The organism is Methanoculleus sp. UBA303, assembly GCA_002501655.1.
Taxonomy (GTDB): Archaea; Halobacteriota; Methanomicrobia; order Methanomicrobiales; family Methanoculleaceae; genus Methanoculleus.
This window is the reverse complement of record DANY01000048.1, coordinates 22,145-47,362: the sequence shown is the minus strand read 5'-3', so window position 1 is coordinate 47,362 and position 25,218 is coordinate 22,145. Positions and strand designations below refer to the sequence as shown.

General features: G+C 61.1%; 28 protein-coding genes and 2 tRNA genes. 20 read left to right on the top strand and 10 right to left on the bottom strand.

Annotation, left to right across the window (positions count from 1 at the left end; translation table 11 throughout):
* Window positions 1-38: 38 nt before the first annotated feature.
* The gene (locus BP846_RS12060; RefSeq protein ID WP_292385550.1) at window positions 39-257 is read left to right on the top strand and encodes a hypothetical protein; all 219 of its coding nucleotides are present in this window, start codon (window positions 39-41) and stop codon (window positions 255-257) included.
* On the top strand, window positions 257-529 hold the full coding sequence (locus tag BP846_RS12055; protein WP_292385548.1) for a type II toxin-antitoxin system RelE family toxin: 273 nt from the start codon (window positions 257-259) through the stop codon (window positions 527-529). The genes BP846_RS12060 and BP846_RS12055 overlap by 1 nt, the downstream gene beginning before the upstream one ends.
* A 301-nt stretch (window positions 530-830) precedes the next feature.
* Here the strand turns inward: BP846_RS12055 and BP846_RS12050 are convergent, their stop codons facing one another.
* Window positions 831-1,211 carry a type IV pilin gene (locus tag BP846_RS12050; RefSeq protein ID WP_292395733.1) on the bottom strand — a complete coding sequence of 127 codons (381 nt, stop codon included), beginning with the start codon at window positions 1,209-1,211 and terminating at the stop codon, window positions 831-833.
* A gap of 276 nt (window positions 1,212-1,487) precedes the next feature.
* On the opposite strand from BP846_RS12050, the gene BP846_RS12045 reads away from it, so the two are divergent.
* The 3 genes from BP846_RS12045 to BP846_RS12035 all read left to right on the top strand — a co-directional run bounded on the left by BP846_RS12045 (window position 1,488) and on the right by BP846_RS12035 (window position 2,538).
* Window positions 1,488-1,916: a zinc ribbon domain-containing protein gene (locus BP846_RS12045; RefSeq protein ID WP_292395730.1), complete on the top strand. Its 429-nt coding sequence runs from the start codon at window positions 1,488-1,490 to the stop codon at window positions 1,914-1,916.
* 122 nt (window positions 1,917-2,038) lie between these two features.
* Complete coding sequence (locus BP846_RS12040) at window positions 2,039-2,278, top strand: hypothetical protein (protein ID WP_292395727.1); 240 nt, start codon at window positions 2,039-2,041, stop codon at window positions 2,276-2,278.
* Entirely contained in the window at window positions 2,275-2,538 is a 264-nt protein-coding gene (locus tag BP846_RS12035) for a type II toxin-antitoxin system RelE family toxin (RefSeq protein WP_292395724.1), read from the top strand. Before BP846_RS12040 ends, BP846_RS12035 begins: the two co-directional genes overlap by 4 nt.
* 93 nt (window positions 2,539-2,631) lie before the next feature.
* Here the strand turns inward: BP846_RS12035 and BP846_RS12030 are convergent, their stop codons facing one another.
* Window positions 2,632-2,772, bottom strand: coding sequence for a hypothetical protein (locus BP846_RS12030; RefSeq protein ID WP_292395721.1), 141 nt, complete (start codon window positions 2,770-2,772; stop codon window positions 2,632-2,634).
* A gap of 217 nt (window positions 2,773-2,989) precedes the next feature.
* Between BP846_RS12030 and BP846_RS12025 the strand changes: the two genes are divergently transcribed.
* From BP846_RS12025 to BP846_RS12000, 6 genes are all read left to right on the top strand, one after another.
* Window positions 2,990-3,373 (top strand): hypothetical protein, encoded by a 384-nt coding sequence (locus BP846_RS12025; protein ID WP_292395719.1) that lies wholly within the window; start codon window positions 2,990-2,992, stop codon window positions 3,371-3,373.
* Between the two features lie 72 nt (window positions 3,374-3,445).
* A complete protein-coding gene (locus BP846_RS12020; protein ID WP_062263067.1) occupies window positions 3,446-3,643 on the top strand; it encodes a hypothetical protein in 198 nt (65 codons plus the stop codon).
* Complete coding sequence (locus tag BP846_RS12015; protein ID WP_292395715.1) at window positions 3,628-3,963, top strand: type II toxin-antitoxin system PemK/MazF family toxin; 336 nt, start codon at window positions 3,628-3,630, stop codon at window positions 3,961-3,963. Before BP846_RS12020 ends, BP846_RS12015 begins: the two co-directional genes overlap by 16 nt.
* A gap of 578 nt (window positions 3,964-4,541) precedes the next feature.
* Window positions 4,542-4,757: a hypothetical protein gene (locus BP846_RS12010; RefSeq protein WP_292395713.1), complete on the top strand. Its 216-nt coding sequence runs from the start codon at window positions 4,542-4,544 to the stop codon at window positions 4,755-4,757.
* 853 nt (window positions 4,758-5,610) lie between these two features.
* The gene (locus BP846_RS12005; protein ID WP_248536129.1) at window positions 5,611-5,841 is read left to right on the top strand and encodes a hypothetical protein; all 231 of its coding nucleotides are present in this window, start codon (window positions 5,611-5,613) and stop codon (window positions 5,839-5,841) included.
* Window positions 5,842-5,862: 21 nt separating this feature from the next.
* On the top strand, window positions 5,863-6,144 hold the full coding sequence (locus tag BP846_RS12000) for a type II toxin-antitoxin system RelE family toxin (protein WP_292395710.1): 282 nt from the start codon (window positions 5,863-5,865) through the stop codon (window positions 6,142-6,144).
* 177 nt (window positions 6,145-6,321) lie between these two features.
* Here BP846_RS12000 and BP846_RS11995 read toward each other — a convergent pair whose 3' ends face one another.
* Window positions 6,322-6,777, bottom strand: a complete 456-nt coding sequence (locus BP846_RS11995) for a nuclear transport factor 2 family protein (protein WP_292395708.1) — start codon at window positions 6,775-6,777, stop codon at window positions 6,322-6,324.
* Between the two features lie 168 nt (window positions 6,778-6,945).
* Between BP846_RS11995 and BP846_RS11990 the strand changes: the two genes are divergently transcribed.
* A complete protein-coding gene (locus BP846_RS11990) occupies window positions 6,946-7,335 on the top strand; it encodes a hypothetical protein (protein ID WP_292395706.1) in 390 nt (129 codons plus the stop codon).
* A gap of 116 nt (window positions 7,336-7,451) precedes the next feature.
* Here BP846_RS11990 and BP846_RS11985 read toward each other — a convergent pair.
* From BP846_RS11985 to BP846_RS11970, 4 genes are all read right to left on the bottom strand, one after another.
* Window positions 7,452-7,523, bottom strand: a tRNA-Arg gene (locus BP846_RS11985).
* Between the two features lie 34 nt (window positions 7,524-7,557).
* Window positions 7,558-8,607, bottom strand: coding sequence for a hydrogenase formation protein HypD (hypD, locus tag BP846_RS11980; RefSeq protein WP_292395704.1), 1,050 nt, complete (start codon window positions 8,605-8,607; stop codon window positions 7,558-7,560).
* 64 nt (window positions 8,608-8,671) lie between these two features.
* Window positions 8,672-9,604: a radical SAM protein gene (locus BP846_RS11975; RefSeq protein WP_292395702.1), complete on the bottom strand. Its 933-nt coding sequence runs from the start codon at window positions 9,602-9,604 to the stop codon at window positions 8,672-8,674.
* A gap of 74 nt (window positions 9,605-9,678) precedes the next feature.
* The gene (locus tag BP846_RS11970; RefSeq protein ID WP_292395700.1) at window positions 9,679-10,863 is read right to left on the bottom strand and encodes a hypothetical protein; all 1,185 of its coding nucleotides are present in this window, start codon (window positions 10,861-10,863) and stop codon (window positions 9,679-9,681) included.
* Between the two features lie 235 nt (window positions 10,864-11,098).
* Between BP846_RS11970 and BP846_RS11965 the strand changes: the two genes are divergently transcribed.
* The 8 genes from BP846_RS11965 (at window position 11,099) to BP846_RS11930 (ending at window position 15,802) form a co-directional block, all read left to right on the top strand.
* Entirely contained in the window at window positions 11,099-11,830 is a 732-nt protein-coding gene (locus BP846_RS11965; RefSeq protein ID WP_292395698.1) for a sugar phosphate isomerase/epimerase family protein, read from the top strand.
* 80 nt (window positions 11,831-11,910) lie between these two features.
* Window positions 11,911-11,983, top strand: a tRNA-Thr gene (locus tag BP846_RS11960).
* Window positions 11,984-12,195: 212 nt separating this feature from the next.
* The gene (locus BP846_RS11955) at window positions 12,196-12,612 is read left to right on the top strand and encodes a vWA domain-containing protein (protein WP_292395696.1); all 417 of its coding nucleotides are present in this window, start codon (window positions 12,196-12,198) and stop codon (window positions 12,610-12,612) included.
* 56 nt (window positions 12,613-12,668) lie between these two features.
* Complete coding sequence (locus tag BP846_RS11950) at window positions 12,669-13,319, top strand: hypothetical protein (protein WP_292395694.1); 651 nt, start codon at window positions 12,669-12,671, stop codon at window positions 13,317-13,319.
* Window positions 13,316-13,591, top strand: coding sequence for a winged helix-turn-helix domain-containing protein (locus tag BP846_RS11945; RefSeq protein WP_292395692.1), 276 nt, complete (start codon window positions 13,316-13,318; stop codon window positions 13,589-13,591). The genes BP846_RS11950 and BP846_RS11945 overlap by 4 nt, the downstream gene beginning before the upstream one ends.
* A gap of 309 nt (window positions 13,592-13,900) precedes the next feature.
* The gene (locus BP846_RS11940; protein ID WP_292395690.1) at window positions 13,901-14,836 is read left to right on the top strand and encodes a nucleoside recognition domain-containing protein; all 936 of its coding nucleotides are present in this window, start codon (window positions 13,901-13,903) and stop codon (window positions 14,834-14,836) included.
* Between the two features lie 296 nt (window positions 14,837-15,132).
* Complete coding sequence (locus tag BP846_RS11935) at window positions 15,133-15,453, top strand: nucleotidyltransferase family protein (RefSeq protein WP_292385023.1); 321 nt, start codon at window positions 15,133-15,135, stop codon at window positions 15,451-15,453.
* Window positions 15,443-15,802, top strand: a complete 360-nt coding sequence (locus BP846_RS11930; protein WP_292385022.1) for a DUF86 domain-containing protein — start codon at window positions 15,443-15,445, stop codon at window positions 15,800-15,802. The genes BP846_RS11935 and BP846_RS11930 overlap by 11 nt, the downstream gene beginning before the upstream one ends.
* Window positions 15,803-16,114: 312 nt before the next feature.
* Here the strand turns inward: BP846_RS11930 and BP846_RS11925 are convergent, their stop codons facing one another.
* The 3 genes from BP846_RS11925 to BP846_RS11915 all read right to left on the bottom strand — a co-directional run bounded on the left by BP846_RS11925 (window position 16,115) and on the right by BP846_RS11915 (window position 24,299).
* A complete protein-coding gene (locus BP846_RS11925) occupies window positions 16,115-17,203 on the bottom strand; it encodes a hypothetical protein (protein ID WP_292395688.1) in 1,089 nt (362 codons plus the stop codon).
* Window positions 17,204-17,205: 2 nt separating this feature from the next.
* Window positions 17,206-22,908: a DUF3344 domain-containing protein gene (locus BP846_RS11920; RefSeq protein ID WP_292395686.1), complete on the bottom strand. Its 5,703-nt coding sequence runs from the start codon at window positions 22,906-22,908 to the stop codon at window positions 17,206-17,208.
* A gap of 440 nt (window positions 22,909-23,348) precedes the next feature.
* Window positions 23,349-24,299: a DUF3344 domain-containing protein gene (locus BP846_RS11915; RefSeq protein WP_292395684.1), complete on the bottom strand. Its 951-nt coding sequence runs from the start codon at window positions 24,297-24,299 to the stop codon at window positions 23,349-23,351.
* Between the last annotated feature and the right edge of the window lie 919 nt (window positions 24,300-25,218).

Below are 25,218 nucleotides of genomic sequence, written 5' to 3'. Positions count from 1 at the left end.
CAGAATACTTTTATTTGAACAGACGGTTAGTACTACTCATGACACCGGCTGTCACCATCGATGACCTCTATCTTGAAATCAAAAAGATACAGGAGACTATGGTCAGGCGGGAAGATCTTGACGCCCTTCTTGATACCGTTGAGATTCTCAGCAATCCCGAAACTATGGCGCAGATACGAATGAGCGAAGAAGACATCGCAGCCAGACGATATCGGGAGATATCTTCAATAGACGACCTGCTCGGCGAGCTGTCCTGATGGAATGGACGATCCGGAGGACCGATACATTTGTCGAGAGCCTCTCAAAGGTCAAAGGCAACAAAGAAGTAATAATCGAACTCGGAAAAAAACTTCAACGCCTGAAACAGGACCCCCTCAATACGGGCGGTTGGCTTTCGGGTGCATTACACGGGAAGAAAGCAACCAGGATTGCAAAGCGTTATCGACTGATATTTCTTCCCGACGAAAGAGAAAGAGCAGTGTACCTGATAGCAATTGATCACCGCCAGCACGTCTACAGGTTGCGGTGAAGACCTGCGGCATCACGGATATGCTCCATATAGTCGTCAGGCGTCCTGCCCCGGGTAAGATATCCGGTAATGCTCTCCGAAACATCCAGTGACGAAAACACCCTCACTGCATGAGTTTTTGCTATGAGAACAGGTTATCGCTCAACGTGATCCAGTCAGATTCAGTTCTACCCTGGAGCACTGCCTTGCTCCCCTCTCCTGTCCCCTTCGCGCCAACGCGAGAGCCCCCGTCTCCGTCCCCACAACCGCTGCCTCGCGCCCGAAAAAAGGCCCTGCCCGCAGATAACGATCGCTCGATACGTTAGACCGTCTTATCCAGCACTATCCACAACTCACCGTCAGCAAACGTCCCGACGACGATAGCCCTGACCGCCTCCTTCGAGGTATACGTCTTCGTCGCCCCGGCCCAGGTCTCAAGCTCGATATCCTTGTTCCCCTGGCCCACCCCGCCGATCCAGCAGCGGATCTCCGCTACCTTATCCATATTCATCCCGCCGTGGTTCGTGAACGTGATCACGTCCCCCGACCGCGTCGCCGTCACCACAAGGGTCTTGGACTCCTCGGGGAGTCCTATCCCGAAGACCATCGATCCCGCAATCGCTGCAAGGGCCACCACGACCGCCACCATGAGAAGGGCGCTCACCACCTCCGAGACCCCGCCGTCCCGGTCCTTACACGCCATAGAGGGGATAATCGCCAGTTTTGATATAAAAACCTTGCTCATATCGCACCGGCTGGCAGGGGTACTCCCCGTGCCGATAGAACCCCGGCCAGTGCAGGAAGGACCCCCGGCCCCACACCCGCCGGGAGAGCACCGCCCACCCGACCAGGACCGACATCTTCTATCTGAACCTGCCGTTTTACAACGAGCATTCTCTATCACGCTGCACGGTTAAATCATAAAATATATCATTGCTCTGACAAAAAATCCCCGCATTGATATCGTCAGGTGGTAATAGTGTCAAACTTCTGTCCGGAGTGTGGAAACAAACTCATCAGCCCGAACGCCGAGATCTGCCCGGGGTGCGGGGTCCGGCTCAGGGGGAGCACCGAAAAGAGCCCCGGCCTTGCAGCGCTCTGCGGCCTCCTCTTTACCGGTATGGGGCAGGTATACAACGGGGATGTCAACCGGGGATTTCTTTTCCTCGCTGGAGCTGTTGTCGGCGGTGCGTTCTTCATCATCCCCGGCCTGGCCGTGGCGATCTATGGCGTCTACGACGCATATACAACGGCAAAACGGATGAATGCGGGGGAGATCCCTTACCGGGAGACGAGTGCCCTCCATATGCTCCTGTTCCTGATAGCCTGGGTCTTCGGCGTCGTTGCGTTCCTCATCCTGACCCTGCTCGTGACCGCAACCCTGGTCGCAGTGTTGTTCTCCCTCTGACGGCCGGAGTGATGGAGCAACCAGCCCCCTTTTCTCCTCCGGGCCGTATAACCCGCCGCAGGCATAGAATCCTCCCCACCCATAGCCACGCTTTTATATCTTATAGCAATCCATAACTCATTATGCCCGAGGAGACAACCACGATCGAGATCACCAGATCCGACCGGGATCGGCTGAACCGCCTGCGCCGATACCCCAGAGAGCCATACCGGACCATAGTTCGCCGGCTGCTGGACCAGAGCGAAGACCCCGAGCCCCTGAGCCCTGAGACGATCGCCGACATCCAGGCATCGCTCGACGAGATCAGGCGGGGCGAGTTTGTGACGCACGAGGAGTTGAAGCGAGAGTTGGGGATCGAGTGAGATACTCGCTCATCTACTCGAAAAGAGCCCGGCGCAAATTAAAGCACCTCCCAAAGGAGGCTGCCGCCAGGATAATCAGAGCGCTTGAACTGCTGGCTGAAGAAGAATCTCCTCACCTGCAGGTGAAGCGCCTGACGAACTCACCGCTATTCTCCCTGCGCGTAGGGGTGTACCGGGTGATCCTGGCGTTTGAGCACCGGCAACTTGTTATTATGGCGGTCGATCTCGATCATCGAAAGAATGCCTATGATAACCTGTGAGATACCCCTGATGCTCATGCCCTCGAACCCGTGCCGGGATCCAGACAATCGAGGCCCCGCCATCGGAATAAGCAAGCGCCCGGGAGAAAACACTCAGGGCGCATCCCCCGGCTGGCTCTCGTAGCGGCCGGCGTGCTCGATCACCGCGAGTTCGAGCAGGTAAGGGTCGAGCCCGGCCGGTGCAACCCCTCTGACTGGAGGAGGGCGATCTACCGCTCGCGGGCGGCTGGGCATCGACGATCAGACTACTCTATTGCATCCCGCATTATCAGTGAAGTCGTCCCAAAAATGCTCAGCGATCGAAGATCTGCCTGGTGTAGAGCACTCTTACGCAGATTTCCGAAGAGATTGGCATTATACAGCGCCGAATTGCTGATACGGCTTCCCACTGGGTATCGCAACTCGGGGGAGGAACCGGGAGGGGGCGTCCCCCTCCCGGCTGAGGGATTTTGTGACGACCTCAGTGATACAATGGCGGTGGGTCACGCTCGTCACAACCCTCACCTACGCCTTCCTCGCCGGGGCCGCGGCGCTGTATGCCCCCGTTCTCGCCCGCCGTGCCTCCCCCCGCCTCCTCGCATATGCCGTCCCGGTGCTGATGCTCTTCTCGCTCGCCGATAAACGTACGGAAAACACCGCCTGCCATAACTACCTGAAGAGACAGGGTTCCATTTCAAACTCGAAGTATCCGGATCTCGCCCAGCGAGGACGACACCGTCCGGCCAGCAGTGCAAGCGCCTTCGGCGGACGCCGTCCCCGCCCTGGCGTGGAGAGGGGAATGGCAGTCCCCCACTCAATTTTTTCTCAGTGCCGGGGCGAATCTATGCCCCGGTAAACAACCCCTCTTCAGACAGAGATATGTAGATAAAAGCACCAGAGGATCATATACCGCAGAGGTGAGGTTGCCATGACCCGAGTAAAAGAGGAGATCATCAGTGAATTGAACGACCTCCCGCCCCGGACATACGGTGAGGTGCTTGATTTCATCCGGTACCTCAAGTCCCGGCGCCGGAAGGCTGCCCCGGACACCGCCCTCGCGAGCGAGCCCGCGCTCCGGAAAGACTGGCTCCGACCCGAGGAGGAAGAGGCTTGGAGCGATTTGTAAAGGGCGATGTTGTCGTTGTACCGTTTCCCTTCTCGGATCTGTCGACGGTGAAGCGGCGCCCGGCTCTTGTTGTCGCGGCACCTGGTGGGAACGATGTCATCCTCTGCCAGATCACAAGCCAGCAGATCCAGGATCGCTACGCCGTCGGCATCACCGACATGGAGTTTACAGAGGGAACACTCCGCAAACCAAGCAACATCCGGCCAAACCGGATCTTTTCGGCCAGTGTCGACCTGATTCTTTATCGCGCCGGCCATCTCAACGACCAGACCGTCACGTCGGTTATCGATGGGATCATCGGGATCCTGCAGGCGGAGTAACTTCCTGCCCCAACGTTCTGCCAGGATCCCGTAGTTTTTGCCTTCGCACCCCCTTCACGTTCAGCCCGCGTTCATCCCCTGAAGTACGCCGGTCTCGACGGCGACGGGGTCGGGGAGGCGGCGAAGACGTTATTCTGGCTCGCGGTCGTCGATTTCCGGTTCGCCACGAGCTGCTGGGAGGGCTACCACTTCTGGATACCCGTGGTGGAGTATATCTGGTACATCCAGTACACGATCTTCCCGCTCTGAGGGGCGGGAGGATCTCCGCGCCGAACCCCCCTGCACACAGACCCTGTCCCCCCTCGAAAGCGCTGAAACTGCATATCGGGTAACGGTACACTTTCACCAGGCTCGGCTCTCCCTTATAACCTCCCCTCATCGACTTCTTTTATGTGCGGGAACCGGCCAGGGGCCAATTGACCAACCCCCGTCCATTTCGGTAGCGTTGACCCGCCCGCACAGGGGAACAGCATGAGAGAAACGATCCAGAAAGCACGCAACCCGGCGGCAGAGCCTCCCCGGGGGAACCGGGCCGGTGGTAAAGCCAGATTGATAACGTTCTACAGCGAGGAAACAGAATGCAACGCAGAGACAGAATAGGCGGCAGCCCACGGGATGAAGCGTGCGCCAACATTGATTCACACGGGACTGCCGATAACTCTTCTCCCTCCAGGGCACCAAGAGCAGCTACCGAGGAGCGACATGCCGGCGTCATCCCGCTCTTCCTGATACCGCGGGTCGCGGCCGATGAGATCAACCGGTGCGGCCGTGCGGGATCGGGGGGGAGGAGCTGACGGCTTCTCCCCGGGATGTTCTCCGGAGCGGAGCGGGGGCACGGCACGTTGCGGCATTGCGGCAGATTTACCGCAGGATTCCAGCACCGGCTGCAACGATCAGACGGCCGGGAACGGCGCCGGATCTGCCAACATTTGTACAGATAGAGAGAGGCATCTCCCTCTCAGTACTGAAGTACAGCAGAACATACACACAGCCACCGATACCGGTTCCGGGGTGGGTGAGTGTGCGGGTGTGTGCGAGATCCCGAATGCCGAAACTGATCCCGGGATATGGGCATTACGGAACGGAAACTTCAATCCCAGGTCATTTAATCGTCATCTGATTGACGTCACCGGCTGCAACACGCTGAAAAGGGATGTAAGGCGAGGGTCTGCGCTGCAAGAGCCTTTATCGGGGATTCTCGATCACCGGGAGTTTCTCCGGGTAAAGGTCGAGCCCGGCCGGTGTGATATCTGCAATACGGCAAAAGCAGTCTGCCGCTCGCGGGAGGCACAGACGACGATCTGTGAGGGGCACTACGCCCGGCTGGTCCGGGAGGGAAACGGCCGGGAGGGGGTGCGGTGAACTCGTGGCGTTGCAGTCCTCCATGAACCGGAGTATTTCTTCAACGCCAGATGTCGGATACCCAAGGGGTAGAGGATATCCGATATGCCCAATAAATGTCTGATATCATACAGGATGTACTCCCGGCACATCAGGCCTGCCGTTGCGAGATGAAACCGCATTGTGAGGTAGCAGTTGACGCTGTCCGGTGAGAGTACCTGCTCTATCGGGGTGCTCATTCGGGCACATTTATTCATTATGGCAAATGTGCACATCAATAAATACCAGAACGATCCACAGAGATGCATGTCTTCTGCCACAAGCGATACCGGCAGCCAGATCAAGCGCATTCCCGTGAAAGAACCCACCTGGAGGGATCTGCACGACCTCAAAGAAGCCGGAGAGAGCTACGATGAGCTGCTCAGCCGGATGATCCGGCGCGAGCGTGACTATCGCGACTGGAAGATGGTTGTCGAGATCGAGGAGGCCGGCGAGTTCGTAGCCTTCGATCCGGACGAGATCCTGCGGGACGATTGAGGGGCTGGAGAGCAGGAGAGCGTGTTCACCATTCTGATCGAGAGGAAGGCACGGGAGTTCTTAAAGGGGCTCCCCCCAAAAACCCGACGCATCATCGTTGAAAAAATCCAGGACCTCGCGGATGACCCGTCTCCGGGAGGAAACAAGGAAAAACTTGAGTATCCCCATCCCCCTGCAGTCTACCGCCTCCATATCGGCAGATCCTTCACCGTCTTTTACATCATTGAGCACGAGGAGAACGTCGTCAAGATCGAGAAGATCGTGACGATCGAGAGGGCCCACAAGGAGTATTCACGCCGGTGAGGTCCGGCCCGGGACCGCGGCGCTCTCCTCCTCCGGAGCGACCGCCGGCCCTGCCGCGAAGAGTGTGGCAAGCGGTCTACTGGAGCAGAGAGAAGGTCGGGGAGGAGAACCCGCCCGAACAGTCGCCCTGCTCCCTCCAGCGGATGGGGTTCCGGAGGACTACAGCCCGAGGTTGGACTACCCGGGATGATCGTCGGGGCGCCGCCCGAGCGGCCAGTGATACTTCCGCTCTCCCTCGCTGATCGGGAGGTCGTTGATGCTCGCATAACGACGGCGCATAAGGCCGGCGTCGTCGAACTCCCAGTTCTCGTTTCCGTAGGAGCGGAACCAGTTCCCTGAGTCGTCGTGCCACTCATACGCGAACCGCACGGCGATACGCGCTTCGTGAAACGCCCAGACCTCTTTTATCAGGCGATAATCGAGTTCTTTTGCCCATTTCCGTCGCAAGAACTCGACAATCGCCTCCCGACCGTTCACGAACTCCGTTCTGTTGCGCCAGACGCTGTCAACGCTGTACGCGAGCGAAACCCTTTCGGGGTCACGGGAATTCCAGGCGTCCTCGGCCATACGAACTTTCTGCACCGCCGTTTCATACGTGAACGGCGGTAACGGGGGACGACTCTTCTCGGTCATACGGGTATCCATTCCCCATGTGTTTATAATGGTATAGCCGGCGTGACCGATGCGCATGACTACGGGCAGAGACCCGGGAAAGGTATACCCCGGCTTGCGGGAGACTATCCATGAAGACCGGTTCTGCCTCCAGGAGCAGGGTATGCGCCGCAGAAAGGGAGGAACGAAATGAGACTGCAAATCGTGCAGGACTTCGGAACCGGCGATATCGAGACGATCGAGATCTCGCCCGCAGCCCTGGCGATAGAGGTAGATCCCCGTATGGCCGGGGAGGTAGACCGGATCCTTATGATCTATTCGGTCCCGGGGAGGTTTGCCTGGATCACAGAACCGTTCCCCGGCAGATTCCGTCTCGATATAGATGAGTTCAGCGACCTTGACCGCATCGGCGAGGCCCTCTTTGAGATCGCGGAACTCGGGGGCGACGACCCCGCCGCCGTCCGTGCCCTCATCAGGGATCTTCACCGGCGGCGGGAGGAAGCGATCGAGCGGAAGGAGGCCGATTCCATCGATGACGAGATCGCTCTGGGGCTCTACGGCGACGACGAATACTTCTGATCGCACCGCTGTCCCTCCTGCGGCAGGGGGAACTGCCGGGAAAAACCGGCGGCCCATGCGCATACGGCATCCTCCCTGAAAACCACGCTGCTTGAGAACTTATATCAAAATCGAAGCGCCCCGGCCGGGATTCGAACCCGGGTCGAAAGCTCCGGAGGCTTTCAGGATATCCACTACCCTACCGAGACTGCCATATTATATTGTTGGGTATGGTATAAAAGGTCAGCGGAGAGAGGGGCCTGGCGCTCTCCTCGACTCGTAGAGATGCCATATCTTGCACGCCCCCTCGTGGCTGACCATGCAGGGGCCGACGGGGGTGCGCGGGGTGCAGGCCTTCCCGAAGAGCCGGCAGTCGGACGGCCGGGCGACGCCGCGCAGCACCTTATCGCAGATGCAGGCCGAGTGCTTATCCACGTGCCGGATAGCGACATCGTACTTCTTCTGCGCGTCATAGCCCTCGAACTCCGGCTTCAGGCGGAGGCCTGATGCCGGTATCACCGGGAATCCGCGCCACTCGACGTCGAACGGCTCGAAGACCTCGTACATGAGACGTTTCGCCTTGACGTTCCCCTCCCGGGTGACCACGCGCGGGTAGGCGTTCTCCACCCGGTGCGCACCCTCGCGGACCTGCTGCACCGCCATGAGGAGGCCGAGGAGGATATCCTCCGGCTCGAACCCCGCGACGACCTGGGGGACTCCAAACTGCTCGTACTCCACGTAGCCCATCACCGCACAGACGTGCCCCGGGAGGATGAACCCGTCAAGCGCCGCCTCCCCCTGGGCGAGAAGCCACGCCATCGCCGGCGGGACGAGCCGGTGGCACGAGAGGATCGAGAAGTTCTCCGGCGGACGGGAGAGGATCGTGGCGGCGACCGTCGGCGCGGTTGTCTCGAACCCGACCGATATGAAGACAACGTCCCGGTCAGGCTCCCGTCTCGCGATCTCCACCGCCTTGTGGACGCCCTGCACCACCCGGACGTCCCCGCCGCTCGACTCGAGTGACCCCTTCGACCCCGGGACGCGCAACAGGTCGCCATAGGTGGCGACCGTGCAGCCCCGCCCCACCAGGTCGAGCGCGGCATCGATCTCGCCCTGCGGCGTGATGCAGACCGGGCACCCCGGCCCCATCACGATCTTGAGGCCCTCAGGAAGGACGCTCCGGAGCCCGGCGCGGGCGATCGCCGCCTCGTGGGTTCCGCAGATGTGCATGAGCGTTATATCCCGGTCGACGAGAGCATGAAGCGTCGTGAGTATATCCTTACCAACCGCCATGGATCCTCATAGGTATCTCTCGCCGGTACGGCATATTCGTGCCGGTGGCGGGTACGGGCCGGGTTCAGGTCGCCCGGTAGAATACCCCTCTCTCCTCTCGCACCGGCTCGACTGCCCCCCTCTCCTCCAGGATCCGGAGATACTTCGTCACCTCGGCCGGCCGGAGGCCGGAGATCCGGGCGAGGTCGGTGACGGTGCAGGGGCGGCGCCGGAGCGTGGCGAGCAGGGTATCGGCGACTTCTCTCGCCTCCGGCACCATCGCCGGTTCATCCGGCGCCGCCCCGATCACCTCCGCGTTCCCGCCGAGGACCGCTGCGACCCGCTCAAGGGTCCGGGGCGATGCCGGTCTCACCCGGATATCGGTGCCGGGCCGATCGAGGGTGTTCACCTGGACGCGGTCGGGACCGATGGCAGCGACGGCGTCTCTCAGGAGGAGGAGTTCCTCTTCCGTGTCGTTCTGGCCCGGGACGATGAAAACCTCAAGCCAGACTTCGCCGGGAAACTCCCGGGAGAAGGCAGTGAGCCCCGCGAGGACCCGCCCGGCGGTGATGCCCGGAGAGGGGCGGTTGAGCTTCAGGAAGACCTCTTCGGAGATCGCATCGAGCGACGGCACGACAAGGTCCGCCAGCATCAGGGCGGCCCGGACAGCCGGGTCCGCGAGGAGCGCGCTTCCCGTCAGGACCGCGACGCGGTAGCGGGGGTAGCGGTCCTTGATGAAGGCTATAACCTCGCCGATCCCGGAGTGGAGCGTCGGTTCCCCGGAACCGGCGAACGTGACGTAGTCGAGGTCCGGCGCCGTCGCGAGGTAGTCGTCGACCTCCGCGATGACCCGGTCCGTCGGGACGTACTCGCGCCGCTCGCAGGTGAGGTTGGTCGTTTGCCCGCACTCGCAGTAGACGCAGTTGAATGTGCAGGTCTTCTGCGGCACCAGGTCGATCCCGAGCGATCTGCCCAGGCGCCGGGAGGGGACCGGGCCGAAGAGGTAACGGTATGCCATGGTGGTATCAGCAGGCAGGTTGGCGGTGAGGGCTCATCAGGGTTCACCCCGGGGCAACGGCGGGCGATCTGCTCTCACGTATCGCCGATCTTGAGCATCCTCTTGCAGAAATGGTCGACCGAGGTGAAGACCGCCTGGTTGACGCCGTCCGGGCAGGCAGGGGCATCACCGGCGGCGGTGACGAAGAGGAGCAGGTCGGAGTAGTAGTTCATCGAGGGGTATCTCCTGCGGAACTCGTCAAGGCAGAGGCCCGCCTGCCCCCGCCGTCCCCGGAGAAAGGCGTATGCGTAATCGATGAGGCAGAGGACGTGCCCCGGCATCTTCCTCTCTTCCGCAAGCGTCCGGAACTCGTTGAACTCTCCCTCCCGGGGGAGGTAGAGGGCGGTCCGGAGACCGTAGTAGACCGGCTCGGGGTCGTCGGGGAACCGTTGCAGCATATCGCGGATGAGGCCCAGGGCATCGGCGAGGTCGCCCTGGTCGAACTTGAGGTGGTAGGCCTCCCGGTAGAAGAGCATATCGGCGGGAAACCGTATGAGGCCGATCTGCAGCATCTTCACCAGCGCCACGTTATTGTTATCCCCTTTTGCCCGTGAAAGCCCGATCTCCAGGAACCAGCGGTTATCCGGCACCCATTCGGTCGCAAGGAAGATCATCACCCAGAACGGCTCGGCAAGCCACGGGTCCTGCTCGAGTTCCCCCCTGACCAGCCGCTGGAGTCCCGGCCGGAGCTGCCCGAGTTCCTCCAGATACTGGCGTGCGGCCTTCAGGTAGTTCCACCGTTCCGCGGCCGAGTAGCCGGGCTCGGCCGACCCTTCCTTATAGAGGATGTAGTAGCAGTAGGCGTGCCAGCACCCCACAACAGCGTCGTGCTTCCGGTACGGCTGGAGGTAGGTCGCCGCGCGAAGCGGCATACCGATCTTCATCAACTTGACGGCGGCTGCAAGATAGACACCGGCCTTCCGTTCTTTCTTCCGCTTCATACCGCAGGCGATATCGCAGACACGGCTGACAAACCTCGCGTCCTCTGCCCGCGAGCTCGCGTCGAAGACCCGGTAGACGATTGCATCGATGAACTCGTCATGCGGCTGGTCGGGGATGGGGACGCCTGCACGGTCGAGGATCGTGACGACTTTTCCGAAGAAGGAGGGGAAGTTCTCGTCGATGGCTTCGGCATTGGACTCGATGAAGGAGTAGAGCTCGGCCTTTGATCTCTCGAGCTGGTTTGAGATGACAACCTCCGGGATGAAGCCATCGGTCATATCAATCATATTGGAGGGATTTATCATAAACCATGCGGATTGGTTCTCCGCGCCGCCGGTGCAGGTCATGGGCATTCCCGCCCGGCCCTGACGGATCTTGCGTGCCGGATCGCCGGGGAAGGCCTTCTCCGGCACGGCGGGTGGGCGGATGGCACCGGTCACGGCCCCTGGTCCCCAACCGCGCCCGAAGGCGTATATTCCGAATCTATTTAACGTCCCGGCCGGAAGATCCTGTATGTTTGGCGTCTCCACCTACTGCCTTCACCGTGAGCCGCTCCCTGCGGCACTCGAGAGACTCGTTCCCATAACCGATTGCGTGGAGGTGATGGATGAGGGGCTGCACTACCTGGAGAGCGCAGAACCGCTTGAGAGTTACTCGTATCTCTACTTCATCCACGCGCCGTCCCGGGGAGTCAACATCGCAAGCATCCTTGAGCCCATCCGGCGGGCGAGCGTCGAGGTCCTGACGCAGACGTTCGCTATCGCCGCCGAGGTGGGGGCGGACGTGGTCATCCACCCGGGCTACTATGCGTGGAGCCAGGAGCGGGAGCGGGCTGCAGGGAGGTTCCGGCAGTCGCTCGGCGAGCTTACGGCGGCGGCCGACGACCTCTCGGTCACGTTCTTCGTCGAGAACATGGGGAACTGGGAGTACTTCTTCCTGCGCTCCTGCGAGGACCTGCCGCTCATCGACGGGATCGGGTTTGCGCTCGACGTCGGCCACGCGAACCTGAACGGGTGCCTGGACTGTTTCCTCACCCACCCGGCGGCGCACTTCCACCTGCACGACAACAGCGGCACCGAGGACACGCATTCACCGGTCGGCGCCGGGACGATCGATTTCGTGGCTGTTATGGATGCTGTCGCGAGGAGCAACGTCATCCCCATCGTCGAGGTCGAGACCCTCGACGGGGTGACCGCAAGCATAGCCGCTCTTGAGGCGATCGGTGCCGCGGCACGGGGTGGATAGGACCGGTCTTACCCCGTTCATCCCCGGGGATCAGCCGTAACCTTTTATAGGGTGAACCTCCAACATAATTGGTGCGTCAAGCCTCAGTGGCTCAGCTGGTAGAGCGCGTCCTTGGTAAGGACGAAGTCGCGAGTTCAAATCTCGCCTGAGGCTTAAAGAACCTGGGTTCCTAACCTTTTCCTGAAAAGAACTTCTGAAGTCTGGGATCTACGTGCTCCTCGATGCTGCCGCTATAGGCGTCAACGTGGTGGAACGCGAAAGCATATCCTTCTCCCGTCCTGCCCGGTTCATCCTGGTCGGCACCATGAACCCTGAGGGGGGAAACTGCGGCCGCAACTGCTGGACCGGTCGGGCTGCAGGTGACCGTGGAGGGGATCGAGGACCCCGCCGGGCGTGTGGCGGTCATCAGGGCAACCGCCCCGCACCAGTTGGTGCGCGACCACAACGGGATGGCAGTCGCCGTCCAGGAAGAGGATATCCGCGAGCGGGTCCGTGTGGGGAAGGTCTCCGTCGCGTGCGTCTTCGTGGTCGACGCCAGCGGTTCGATGGGAGCCACAAAGCGGATGGAGTCGGCCAAGGGCGCGGTCCTCTCGATGCTGCTGGACTCGTACCGGTACCGTGACCGTGTCGGTCTCGTGGCGTTTCGGGGGAGCAGCGCCGAGGTCCTCCTCCCGCTCTGCTCTAACTGGAATCCCGTCTCTTTATACCATTGCGAGCGAGGGGTCGGTCGGTATCGGCTGTCTGCGCTGGACACGCCTGCGGAACACCGATACATATCTTAGTTTCATGCCCTTTATTTACAGAACGCGAATAGATAGATAGACCGGTGAATACCCCCATGCACGAATCAGCACTCATCCGGTTCAGAAGCGAGATCCGGCACTTCTATGTTATTGCAATCGCGAACATTGTCTTTGCCGCACTTGTGATGGCGTTCGGCATCAGCGTGCTCATCGGGCAGGCGGTCTCCATCTACGAGACCTTCTCGACCGTGGCATACGTGATCTATTCGCCGGTAATTCTGTTCATCGCATTTGTTGCCGCCCTTACGGGCTTCACCTGGCTTCTCACCAGCGTCAGAATCTTTGAAGGGATCGAGACGATCAAGGATGACCTGGATGAGAAGGGAAGTAAGATCTCGGACGAGGCTCTCACCCGTCTCATCGTAAGTATGCTCTCTCATTACCGCGACAACCGCGCAACCATCCGCACCATGATCCTGGTCTGCACGCTCGGCGGCGTCAGTTCATTTGTCCTCGGGGTCCTCGGCAGCCTGGAACACCTGTCCGTCTCAACATACGGTATCGTCTTCACCCTCAACAACTACCTGGTCATCCCTTTCATGCTCCTCACGCTTGGGGTTGCCCTCGTCAGCCTTGCCTCCTCCTACTACTTCTCCCGGTTCGCAAGGGTCTGGGACGAAAGGCTTGACGAGATCGGGGAATCCGAGGCTCTCCTGAAAGAAACGCTGGAGCTGGATCGGCGATGAGCGGGCGCAGGACGGCGTTTGAGATCTACTGGGAGATCCTGGTCTTCTGCAGAACGCCGCAGTCGTTTACCGGCATCATCAACCGGTGCGACCTGAACTCAAAGACCGGCCAGGAGTATATCGGGTTTCTTGTGGAAAAAGGGTATCTCGTCGGAGTGGCCGAGGGGGATAAGACCCGGTACGTCTCCACCGAGAGGGCCGGGGAGTACATCGCACTCTTCAGCTCGCTGTACCAGAAGCTCTTCGATACCGCTCCGAGGTTCAAGTTGTAACATGTGGGGCCTTGGGGGATGCTTCACACTATCGAGTGTTACTCCATTGTCGCTGGAGGTCGATTGTATACTCTCGGGATCCGTTTTACAGTGCCTGAATCGCGGTGGGATCTCGCACTTCGCGTGAAGGTGCGAAGCAACGACGCTTAAGCCTGATCTAAACGACTGCCGCGTTGGAACCTTCCAGGGTGAAGCCGGTGTGTTCGGTCTAACTTATCGGTACTATTTATTATATAAATAAAAATAGATCGTAATACCGATGCAGGTACGTCGGGGAGCACGAAAGATGACGGTGAGAGAGGGAGGGATGTGTCGATAATCTCCACCGCGGTGAATGCCGTCCTGCTTGTCACGGTCGGGATCGTTCTTGCAAACATCCTTGCCGAGACCGGGATCTTCTCCCGTCTTTCTTCGTTCACCGGGCCGTTCTGCCGGGTCTCCGGCCTCTCCGACGCTTGCGTCCTCTCGATCGTCGCTATGGGGGTCAACGCCACGGCGGGGAAGTCGATGCTCGCCGAATACTACCATGACGGGACGGTGACGGAGCGGGAGGTGATCCCGGTCCTCATCATGGGCTCCTTCCCGGTGGTCCTCGGGGAGTCACTCTTCCGCGTCCAGCTCCCTGCGGCCCTGGTTCTCCTCGGCCCGGTCGTCGGGGGAATCTATACCGGGTTGAACCTCTTCTCAAGCGGCATCCAGGCACTCTTTGCCCTCCTCTACAGCCGCCGGTTCCTCGCGGTCCCTGCGCGCGCGCCGGCCCCGGTCCCTCCCGCACCGGCGACCGCTCTTGCGCTCAACCGCGAGGTCGCTATCTCCGGGTGCAGGAAGGCGGTCCCGACGCTTCGGCGGGTCGTCCCCGTCACCCTGGCTGCGCTGATTGTCTTCTCACTCCTCTCCGCCACGGGCGTCATGGACGGCGTCGCCGCCGCGTTCGACCCGCTCCTCAGGGCCATCGGCCTCCCGGGGGAGAGCGCCGCGGCGCTTGTGGCCCAGTTCGTCCACTTCTCGGCAGGCTACGCGATCGTTGCGTCCCTCCTCTCCGGCGGCATCCTCACGCTCGAGACGGCGCTCGTCACGCTCGTCCTCGGGAGCATGGTGGTCATCACCATGATCTACATCAAGTACTCGGTGCCGCTCTATCTCTCGCTCTTCGGCCGGCTCGGCGTCAAAATTGCGCTGGTCACGTACGCGGCAAGCATGGCCGCGAAGGTGGTCACGGTTGCGCTGGTGATGGTTCTGTTCTGAGGGGGTGCGGGGTTACCATGCCCGGGGGGTGCCGGGGAAAGCCTCCGGGCCGTTCGGAGGCTTTCCCGGAATCGGTCTCAGTACTTCATTATACGGATTTGTTGAGCCCCATCTGTACTGCCGGGTGAAGAACTATATGTTACCCACTGGAACGAGCTCTCCGCTGACAATGCAAGAACAGCGTGCGTCAGACGATCAAATCAAGAAAGAAGTCCCGATACTCATCTCCTGCCCCCGCAGGGCAATCTTCATCATCTCCTCGCTCCCAGGTACGATCAGGAGGGAGCAGAACCCGTATGGAAGCTCAGGTCCGCCGGGAGAAGAAGAGCATCTTCGTTGACAGGCTGGAAGAAGCACTCCCGCTGCTCCGGGAGCGGTTCGGCGTGGCGAAGATCGGCCTCTTCGGATCGACCGCCCGCGGCGAAGACCGGCCCGAGAGCGATGTGGATGTGCTGGTCGAGTTTGCACCCGGACAGACGACGTTCCGGAACTTCATGGAACTCGCGTTCTACCTTGAGGACCTCTTTTGCCGTCGGGTGGACCTCGTCACCGAGCAGGGGCTCAGCCGACATCTCCGATCGTATATCGAGAAGGAGGTCGTCTGGTGTGAGGCGTGACGATCTCTTTCTTCGGCACATCGCGGACGAGATTGCATTTCTCCGTGAAGTCGGCAGGGAACTGACGTATGAGAGGCTGCTTGCGGATCCGGTGCGGCAACGTGCAATCGTCCGCTCCATCGAGATCATCGGGGAAGCGACGAAGAACATCTCCGAACCCCTAAAAGAACAATACCCGGAGATTCCCTGGCGGCTGATTGCCGGTTCACGGGACAAGTTGATTCATGCTTATTTTGAGGTCGACTGGAGGATCGTCTGGAATATTCTCCAGAACGAGGTCACGGCCCTCGAACCACGAGTGCAGGCAATTCTTGCCGAACTCGACACACCGTCAGGGGATACCGAATAAGGGCCGCAGGACCCGGCCCGGACACCGTTGGTGGGGGCGAGCGCCTTGTTGATCTGGCGATACAGCCGCTTCTGCAAACCGATGCTGGAAAACTGCCGCTCAGAAAAAGGCAACCGGCGAGGCGGCGTTGCAGGCTGCATTGTACCACTCCATCGTGGCGAGCAGCATCCACCGTTCGTTGGGCCGTGAAAGTGTGTGGGAACATGGTGAGGGCCGATTCCTCCCTCGGCTTAAGCCGGGGGGCTCCTCGGTCCACGTTCCTGAAAGATTCCCCGGGATCGTTCCCGGGGCGAAGAAGAAGAGGGTGCGGGGTTACCGCTTCCTGAGGAAGTACCATCCCGCCGCCAGGCCCCCGGCGACCACCAGGCCCCCGGCCGCGATGAGCACCCACGGAATTTCGCCGTCTTTGGGCTGCTGCGAACCGGGTCCGGACGGGGTTTCACCGCCGGGAGTCGCGGCGGCCGGTGCGGCGGTCGCCTTCGCCGGGGGTGCGTCGGCCCACGTCAGGGCGAAGATGCTGAAGTGCGAGACCCGCGCTGTCACGGTCCGGGTTGCCGGGTCCACGGTTGCGGGCACCTCCTGCCACGCCTTCGACGCCGGGTCGTACCACATCACCTTCGGTGCGGCGCCGCCGATCTTCGCCCACTCCTCCGTGGAGAGGGTGTAGGTGAGGGTGACCGGCGGGTCGAAGGCGGCGCCCGCCGGTCCGCAGGTGAGGGCAAACCCGATTGTCGTCCCCCGGGGGGCCGGTGGCAGCCCGGCGGCGTCGGCGCGCGCTATGGTCACTTCGCCGAGCGGGTTTCCGTCTTTGTCGCGGGCACGCGTCCCCTCGCCGACAGTCAGCGAGCCGGCACCGTCGCCGGTCCTGACCGTCACCGGTGCGCTGACTTCGCCGGTCTCCGAGAGGGGGAGGGATGCCTGCCCGACGGACGTCACCGGTGCGGACTGGGTCGGGGCGGGGGTCGATGTTGACCCCTGCGACCCTCCACCGCCGCCGCCGTTACCGCCGTTGCCGGGCGTGGGCGTGCTCCCCCCGGCAACGGAGAGGTCCAGGCAGGTAGTGCTGTCCGGTGTGAAGGGTGCCGTCTCCCGCGCCGCCCGCCCGTTGACCAGGAAGGTGATCGTCTCCCCAGCATGGCCGTCGGTCGCACTGACCACCAGGCGACCTCCCTCATGCCGACTGGAACTGCCGTACTCCCCGGCTTTCGTCGTCACGATCGAACCGTATGTCGTCTCCCCGATCGTGGCAGTGATAGTGGTCCCGGCGGGTGCCGGGGCACCGTCGGTCGTCACACTGCCCCAGAAATCGTGAGGGAACGTGGGGGGGGAAGTCTCCGTCGCCGAGACCCCGGTCGCGAGGGCCAGGAGGAGGATCAGGGTCATTCCATGCTGGAATTTCATCGTCACGCCCCGATGGCGGCGAGGGTATCCGCGTCGTTCATGTAGAGCCAGTAGCCCCGGAAGGGGGAGAGCTCCCGCATCTCGCTGTGCCGGCCGGTATCGCCGCGGATGAACGAGACGTCGTAGGCCTGTTCGTTCGTCTTCCAGCCGAAGAGGGTCGCCCAGGCCGGCTCGGCCGTCCGGAGCGCGATGGCCGCGGGTGCGGGGACCGTGTCGGTGAACCCGATCGCGTTCCAGCCCGCATCGAGGTATTTTGTGGGCGGCGGAGAGTTCGAAGCGGCGGCGAAGGCCAGCGGGATCTCGTAGGTGCCGTTCGCAAAGATCCAGATCCCGTCGAGCGGTCGGAACGCCTCCTCCCGGCTCATCGCCTCCCACTGGTCAGTCCCGTTGTAATACAGCACCGGGCGCCCGTCGGTCTCCACGCCATCGAAGATCGCGATGGTGTCCTGGCCGGCGGCGAGCCGCTTCGGGGTCGAGACGAAGTTCCAGCCGGGCTGGAGGGTGATCGCCGACGTGTCAAGGTCGACGTGAACGGCAGCGATCTCTCCCGAGGCGACGGTCACGATCTCCTCTGCGTCCAGGTAGCCATCAAGGCTCACCCGGACGGTGTGGGTGCCGACCGGGACGTTCGTCAGCGTGGCGTTGGTGGTTTCCCCGGTCTCCGCGCCGTCGAGGACGATCCGGGCGCCGTCGGGCGACGAGGTGACGGCGATGATCCCGGCTGGCTCGGTCAGGGTGAAGTGGGCCACGGCGGTTCCGTCATCGACGACCGTCACGATCATTGAGGCGTCGGCGTAACCAGCCTTCTTCACGGTGACGGTGTGCTCGCCGGCCGCGACGTTCTCCAGGATGGCGTTGGTCGTCATGCCGGTGTCGATGCCGTCGAGCCAGATCGCCGCACCCGTGGGCGTCGAGGCGACGGTGATGCTGCCGCGGGCCTCGACGAGGTCCCGGTGGAGGGCTGCGGTCTCGCTATACGCGACGGTGACATCAGCTGTGGTGTCGGCGTAGCCGTCCTTCTTCAGGGTGACGGTGTGGGTGCCGACGGCGATCCCGTCGAGGGTTGCGTTGGTGACTTCGCCGGTATCAGCGCCGTCGATCAGGATCGCGGCGCCGGCGGGCGTCGAGGTCACGGTGAGGCTCCCGGTCAGGGTGGTCAGTTCAAGGATGACCTCCGCGGTCTCGCCGCTGACGACCGTGACCGGCGTCGAGGCGTCGGCGTAGCCGTCGAGTTTCACGGTGACGACGTGCTCGCCGGCCGGGACGTTCGTGAGGGTGCAGTCGGTGACTTCCCCGGTCTCCTCACCGTCGAGCCAGACCGTGGCGCCGGTCGGCGTCGAGGTGACCGCGATGCTGCCGGGTTCGGGGGCATACTCGACGATCAGGAAGGCTGCGGCAGCCTCCATGTAGTCGGCGCTGCTCTGGAACGCCGCGACGTTCTCGCCGGCGAGGAGCGAGGTCACATTGCGCTCGTCGACGCCGATCTGGCTCGTTCCCGTGTAGTTCCAGGCGTTCGTCCAGGTCTCGTCATTAAAGATCAGTTCACCCTCGTTCGGCCCGGCGCCGGGGGCGACGGTGACCAGGCGGGCGCCTGTGGCGTTCGCGGGGTCAAGGGTGAAGGGTGCATACGCCGTCGCCTCTTTGGGGGTGGTGCCCTGGGCCGTGCCGCCGTAGAGGAGGTCGAAGCCCTCGTTCATCAGCACCGTATGCGGGGCGGTGACGCCGTCGTCATAGACGACCGCGAGGAGCATCCCGCGGACCGAGACGTTCCCGCCGCCGGGGAAGGTGTTTGCGAGGACGGCGGCGTTGCCCTCAGGGCTGAAGGCGTCGGTGACGTTGTAGACGGTCATGCCGTAGGGATACGAGGTGCCCCATCTCTTCTCGTCTTCGTAGAAAGCGGCCTGCTCGACCGCTGCGCCGTTAAAGGTCAGGGCGACGTTCTCCGGGAAGACCGGGCCCTTGTCGTAGGTGTAGGGGACGTAGAGCCGGGCGCCGGCGATCGTGGCGCCTTCGGGGACTGTGAGATCGCTGGCGGTCCAGTTGACGGTGTAGTCGGCCCAGTTGGTGCCGGCGGAGAGGTAGGCGCCGTCACCGGCCGACCAGAGGAGGTCGCCGCGAACGTCGTAGGTTTTCGCGGTGGCGATGTCTTCGCCGTCGGTCCAGCGCTTGCCGCGGTAGCCGTTGTGGACGACGGTCTTCTCGATGCTGAGCAGGTTGTTCTCTTCGTTCGATTCGCCGATGAGACCGTCGGGATCGGCGACGGCGGTGATCGTCACGGCATCGCCGGCGTTGCGGATGGTCTCGTCGGTCCAGGTGACGGTGGTGTTTGCGCCCACGGCGAGGCCGTCGACCGCGACCGTGCCGGTTGCGCTACTGGCGTTGAATTCGACCGCGAACGCGCCGGCATCGGCGGTGCCGATGTTCGTGATCTTCGCGGTGTAGGTGTTTTCGGCTGCGGAGAAGACTTCACCGTTGTTAGAAGCGAGGGTGCTGACCGCGAGATCGGGGGCGTCCCCGCCGGAGGTCGTGTATTTTACGGCAAGTGTTGCAAGCGTGGTCTTGTACGATCCACCGTTCGGTACGTACGTGAAACTGCTGTCGCTGCCGGCGGTCAGGTCGTTCTTGACATCCCAGTTGTTCGTTCCAAAGTAATTCGTTGAATTTGCACCCGTATAGCCAGCCCCATTGAATGTATACAGGGCATCTTTGGAAGAGAGCATGACGTTTTGGAGGGTTGCATCCGTCCAGCCGGCGGTGAGCCCGCTGGTGGCAAAGGTTGAGGTAACCCCGCTCGCGCCGGATGCCTGGTAATCGTGTCCGTCATTCACCCAGTAGTGTACCACATCGCTGTCGCCATCATTGTAAGCAACCACGAGGACGACCTCTTTGATGCGGCCATCGAAGTTCGATGCCACCGGGGTTGAGACGACCTCTGCTTTCGGGCTCTGCGAACCGACGAGATCGGTCACGTCGTACCAGAGCAGGTAATCCGAATACTGGCGGTTCACATGATCGTTGACCGGGTAGACATTGGCTGTGTTGTCCCCGGCGGTGGCGAGGGCCTCGGTGCCGAGCGTATCGTATGTGCCGTCGCCGTTGCCGTCAAACCTGACGGTCGCGGTTCCTGTCCGGTTATCCTGACCTGAAGCCATGACAACCGTATACAGCCGTGCCCACTGGACATCGGTGTATGCCGGGAGGGTGAATGTTTGGGTAACTGTATTCGTTGTATACGAGATCCCGGAGCTGAATCCTTCGTATGCTCCCACGTAAAGATCGCCGGAAACCGTGCCATTCTGAACCGTGGCGAGGCGTTTTGCCCCTGCGGATGACGAGATGTACTGGGTCTTTGTTAGGGTATCAGCACCGTTGGCGTTGCTCACGGTGAGCCGGATGTCGTAGGCTCCTGCTTCAAAGGTGTATGTCGCGCTTCGGTCGGTAGAGAATGCAGTCCAGTTGTCACCTGTTCCGGACGGCCGCGACTCCCATGACCATGCGGTGGGGGTGTTGGTCGAGGCATCGGTGAAGGTGACGGAGAGCGGCGCTACGCCGATGGTCACGTTCGCTGCGAAGTTTGCAACCGGGGTGTCACCGCCGGATCCGCCTCCATACTCCACCACGAGGAAGGTCTGTGCCGCAACCATACACGGTGATTTCCAGGTATTGTCTCCCTGAATCGCCGCTTCGTTCCCGGTCGCGTTCAGGTACGCCGTCACCTCGCGCTCGTCGACGGCCACCTGCGGGTTGTCGGAGGCGCCGACTGCCCGCGGGCCGTAGTTCCATACTCCTGTTCCGATCTGCTCTCCGTTGAAGAAGAGGTTGCCTTCGGCGTCGTTGCCCCACGGGACGAACGTCGTCAGGTTCGCACGGACGACGCTCCCCGTATCGATGGTCGCGCCGGAGAACGGCACATACGCCGTCGCCTCGGCCATGCTCGTGCCATAGTTACCCTGGTCGGCGCCGAGGAGATCGAACTCTTCGTTGACGAAGATCTGCTTCCTGGTGGCGGAAGAGTCCTCGTAGATCACGGCGAGGGTAAACCCGGCCGGCGAGATCTTGGCGTTGGTGTCCGTCCGTGCGAAGAGAACTGTGTTGTTGACGTCCGTCTGGTAGAGGTCGGTCACGTTGTAGGTGAGCAGGCCGTAGTAATGGTCGGCATACGCCCCGAAGTTCGAGACATCGCTGTACCAGTTCACGTAGGGGACCCGGACACCGTTGAAGTCGATCGAGGTGTTTTCGGGCGCCGAGTAGGTGTTGTCCCAGCAGTAGGGCACGTAGAGCCAGGCGTCGTGAACCGTCGCGCCCGCCGGGAGCGGGAGGTCGCCCGCCGTCCAGGTCACGGTGTAGTTTGTCCAGCCCTCGCTGCCGAAACTGCCGGACATGTACTGGCTGTTGCCGAAGGAGTGGATGATGTCGCCGCGAAGGTCGTAGGTCCGCACCGTCGTGACGTTGCTGCCGCCCTCCCAGTACATCTTGCCCTTGTAGCCGTTGTAGAGGATCTTCTTATCGGCGAAACCGACCTTTACGTTGTTGGTCTCATCGGTCTCGGCGATGAGGTTGTCGGGGTCGACGATGGCGGTGTATCTCACCGTGCCGCCCTGGAGGTTGCGGATTGTCGGGTCGATGATGTTGATTATGGCGATCTGGGCGCCGCCCGCGATCGATTCGATGGTCGTGGTATTGACCGCGACGGTGCCGTTGGCGACGTCGCTTGCGTACAGGGCGATCACGATATCGGTCGCGACATCAGTCCCGGTGTTCTTGACGCTCCTGATCTGAACCTGGTTTGGTTCCCTCGCAAAGACCGCGCTGCCGGGTGTCGGGTTCACGACGCCGGCAATGGTGAGGTCGACCTGGGTGGCTGGGGTCACCGTCACCTCTGCGGTCCCGGTCACGCTCCCCGCAGCGGCGGCGACGGTTGTCGTCCCTGCCGCAAGGGCGGTGAAGTACCCGGTCTGGTTCACCGTGCCGACGGTCTCGTTGCCGCTCGACCAGGTGAAGGCGACGTTGGTCATCGCGTCGCCGTTCTGGTCTTTCGCGGTGGCTGTGAACTGCTGCTTATTACCGACTGCCAGGCTCGCCGTCGCGGGGGAGACCTCGATGGTCGTCAGGACAGGCGCGGCGCCGCCGGTGGAGTAGGTTACGTTCAGGTAGGGGCGTAGTGTGGCGTCGGAAGAGTCACGACTTGCCAGTTGAACCCTCTGTTCCGTGGAGGTAACTGATTCGTCGGGAGAAGCAAGTTTCCATCCATAATTTGGGGTATCTTCCGCATATGCCTGTAAATCCTGTGTGACGTTCCACGCAATCCAGACATTCGCTGCTGAACCAGGGTCAATTACGTCGGTCGGCTGCGTATCGTTGGAGGGTCCATTGCACCAGGTGACATTGGACTCGTTCCATGCTTCGGTCACGCGGTACGCGGCGACCTCCCTATCACCCTTCCTAGCGGTCATATAACCATAGAGTGTCGCCGATTCGATCGTCGCTCCCTCGGGAATCGAAGAGAGGTCGAAGTGAATAAGGCTCCTGTAGAGTGTTCCACCCGAGGTACCCCAGGGATCGCCGGATTGCCGAACAAAAAGACTCGTGGAATCACCATAACTCGTATTTCCTGGGAGAGAGCCCCATCGAATATACGCATCGGCGTCCGCCTGGAACGTCTCGGTGGTCGTTGCCGCCGCTACGGGCGCGGCGAGCGTGGTCATGCACAGCAGTGCAGCGATACAAACAATCAGCAATCTTCGTTGCATTTTCTATCAAGCTCCTTCTTCATCGTTTCATCTCGCCCGGCAGCACTGGCGCCCCTCCCCGGCGATCGGAGAGGGCGCCGATAGTCAAATTGGACGATCGGAAGATAGTATTTAGTAATATATAAATTGAGATCGTTCATACTGGATCATCACTTTAATAAAAAATGTATTAATTTAGGTACGTATTTTTGATATTCGTGCCACGCAAAGGCGAACCGTCCGGCCTATGGTCAGATCCCGCCGGGGGTGTGAGAGCCGGCAGTCCGCCGGTCCTCTGCGCGGCCGAAAAAAAGGGTGTGGCGGTCAGCCTTCCGGGTCGACCGCCGATTTCGCGTCTTTTGCCTCAATCCGGAACAGGTGTTCTGTCACGACATCGTCGTCGCGGAGGTGCGCGCTCACTCCTCCTCCTCCACTGTCAGCAGGGCGAGGGGGATCTTGAAGTAGCCGCTGTACGAGCCGGAGTCGGTGGAGTTCCGGTCAAACGTCATCGTACTGTCTCCGCCGGTGATGTAGTCGGTGACATTCCAACTCTGGTATCCTAAGTACGATCCCTGCTGCGGGTTGCTCCAGGGCAGGGCGTTGCCGTTAAAGGCGTAGTTCCCGTTGTAACTCGCCAGGTAGATGGCCGTGAGGTTCGCATCGACAGCCGTGATCCCCGATGTGCTGAAGTCAGTCTCTCCAATGTAGGAGTATCCTTCATCATCGGCAACGTAGGAGTCGGTGTCGTGGCCCTGGTTCACCCAGTAGTGGATCTGGTCAAAATCTCCGTCGTTATATGCCACTACCAGCGTGATCATCTTCACCCGGCCGTCGAACGGCTGGGTGCCATCCGGCTTGTGAGTCTGCACCCGTGCCGAAACACTTGATGAGTTGATGTCAGCGGTCACGTCATACCACATCAGGCAGTCGCTCGTCACCCGGTTGCAGTGGTCGTTGATCCAGATTGTCCCGTCCTCACCGCTGCCCCGCGGGAAGGTGTAGGTTGTGTTCACGATCTCGGTACCAAGTGTCTCGTATCCCGACCCGCCGTCGAACTCCACGGTCGTGTTCAGGGGGTAATTCGCTTGCATGTTCCCTATGTAGGTATCTACATAGAGCCGTGCCCAGGCGACGTTCCCGGAACTGCACGGGAGGGTGAAGTTTTTCACGATCGGGGCCGTATGTGCGTAGTCGAACCCGGGGTACGCGTCGAACCAGAGGCCGCCGGAGACCGTGCCGCTCGTCCCGTTCCCGGTGACGAGAGGGTCTCCGCCCAGGTACGGATCCGCCGACACCGGTGGTGTAAATGCGCACACCACCGTCAGTACCAGCATGCATGCCAGCATGCGCTGTATGTCTGTCTTCATTGTTCACTTCCAGGTTGTTTGTAGTTCCGGGAGTGTCCTGCCTCCCGGTAAGCAGTGGATGATCTCAGTATAACAAAAATCTTTTCATTTAACACTAGGTGCTAAAATAAATTGTTTCTATAATACCCGTCGGGCTGCTACGCCCGTGCTGCTACAGGCAGGAGCAAGCCATACGTAAGTTTCTCCTCTCTATCTCAGCCGGCATCGGGATCAGTCCTGGTACTGTTCGAAACACGGCAGTCAGGTAAGGGTTGCGTGTTCTGATAGCATCTTCGTGTCTCTCCCGGACGCGCCTCGGTCCCCTCCAGGCACACCCGGGTATACCCACCGGGGGGGCGGCGCTCCTTCATGGCAGGGGAGTTTCAGGACGACCTCGTGCGGAGAAGCCGCGTCCGAACCTCCTGGATGGGGTTATCCGGCAGGGTTCGTGGAGATGATCAGGAGCATTCTGCGGTTGGGACCGGAACTCTCGCTTCCGTGATTCCGTTTCCGGTGCAGCTACACTGAATGCCTGGACCCGCTCAACGGGGCCCCTGCAGGCGAACCTCTGCTGCCGGCGTTTGTATTCCTGCTTTATACAACTGCAGAGAGGCGTGAGCCCGAAATTTTTGGAATCGATGCGCAGCAAGTTCCGCACGAGAACAGTGAGAAAATATCCGGTCTTCTGGAACCAGGGGTTGGCCCTGCATCCAACCTGGAAGTGAACGGAGGAATGGCAGGGCCGAATATCAGGTTGGTAATCAGGGTAAATCATCCTGTCGGAACGGCCTGGCCCCGGAGAACCTGTCGGCGCGCCGGGAAAGACGACGAATATTCGGAGGATTCTCGCGTGCGGCTGAAACGGTCTTAGGATAGGGTTTCGGTGCACGCGGCTCTGTAGAATTCCTCCCATCAGAGGTCATATCCCCTGCGTTCTATT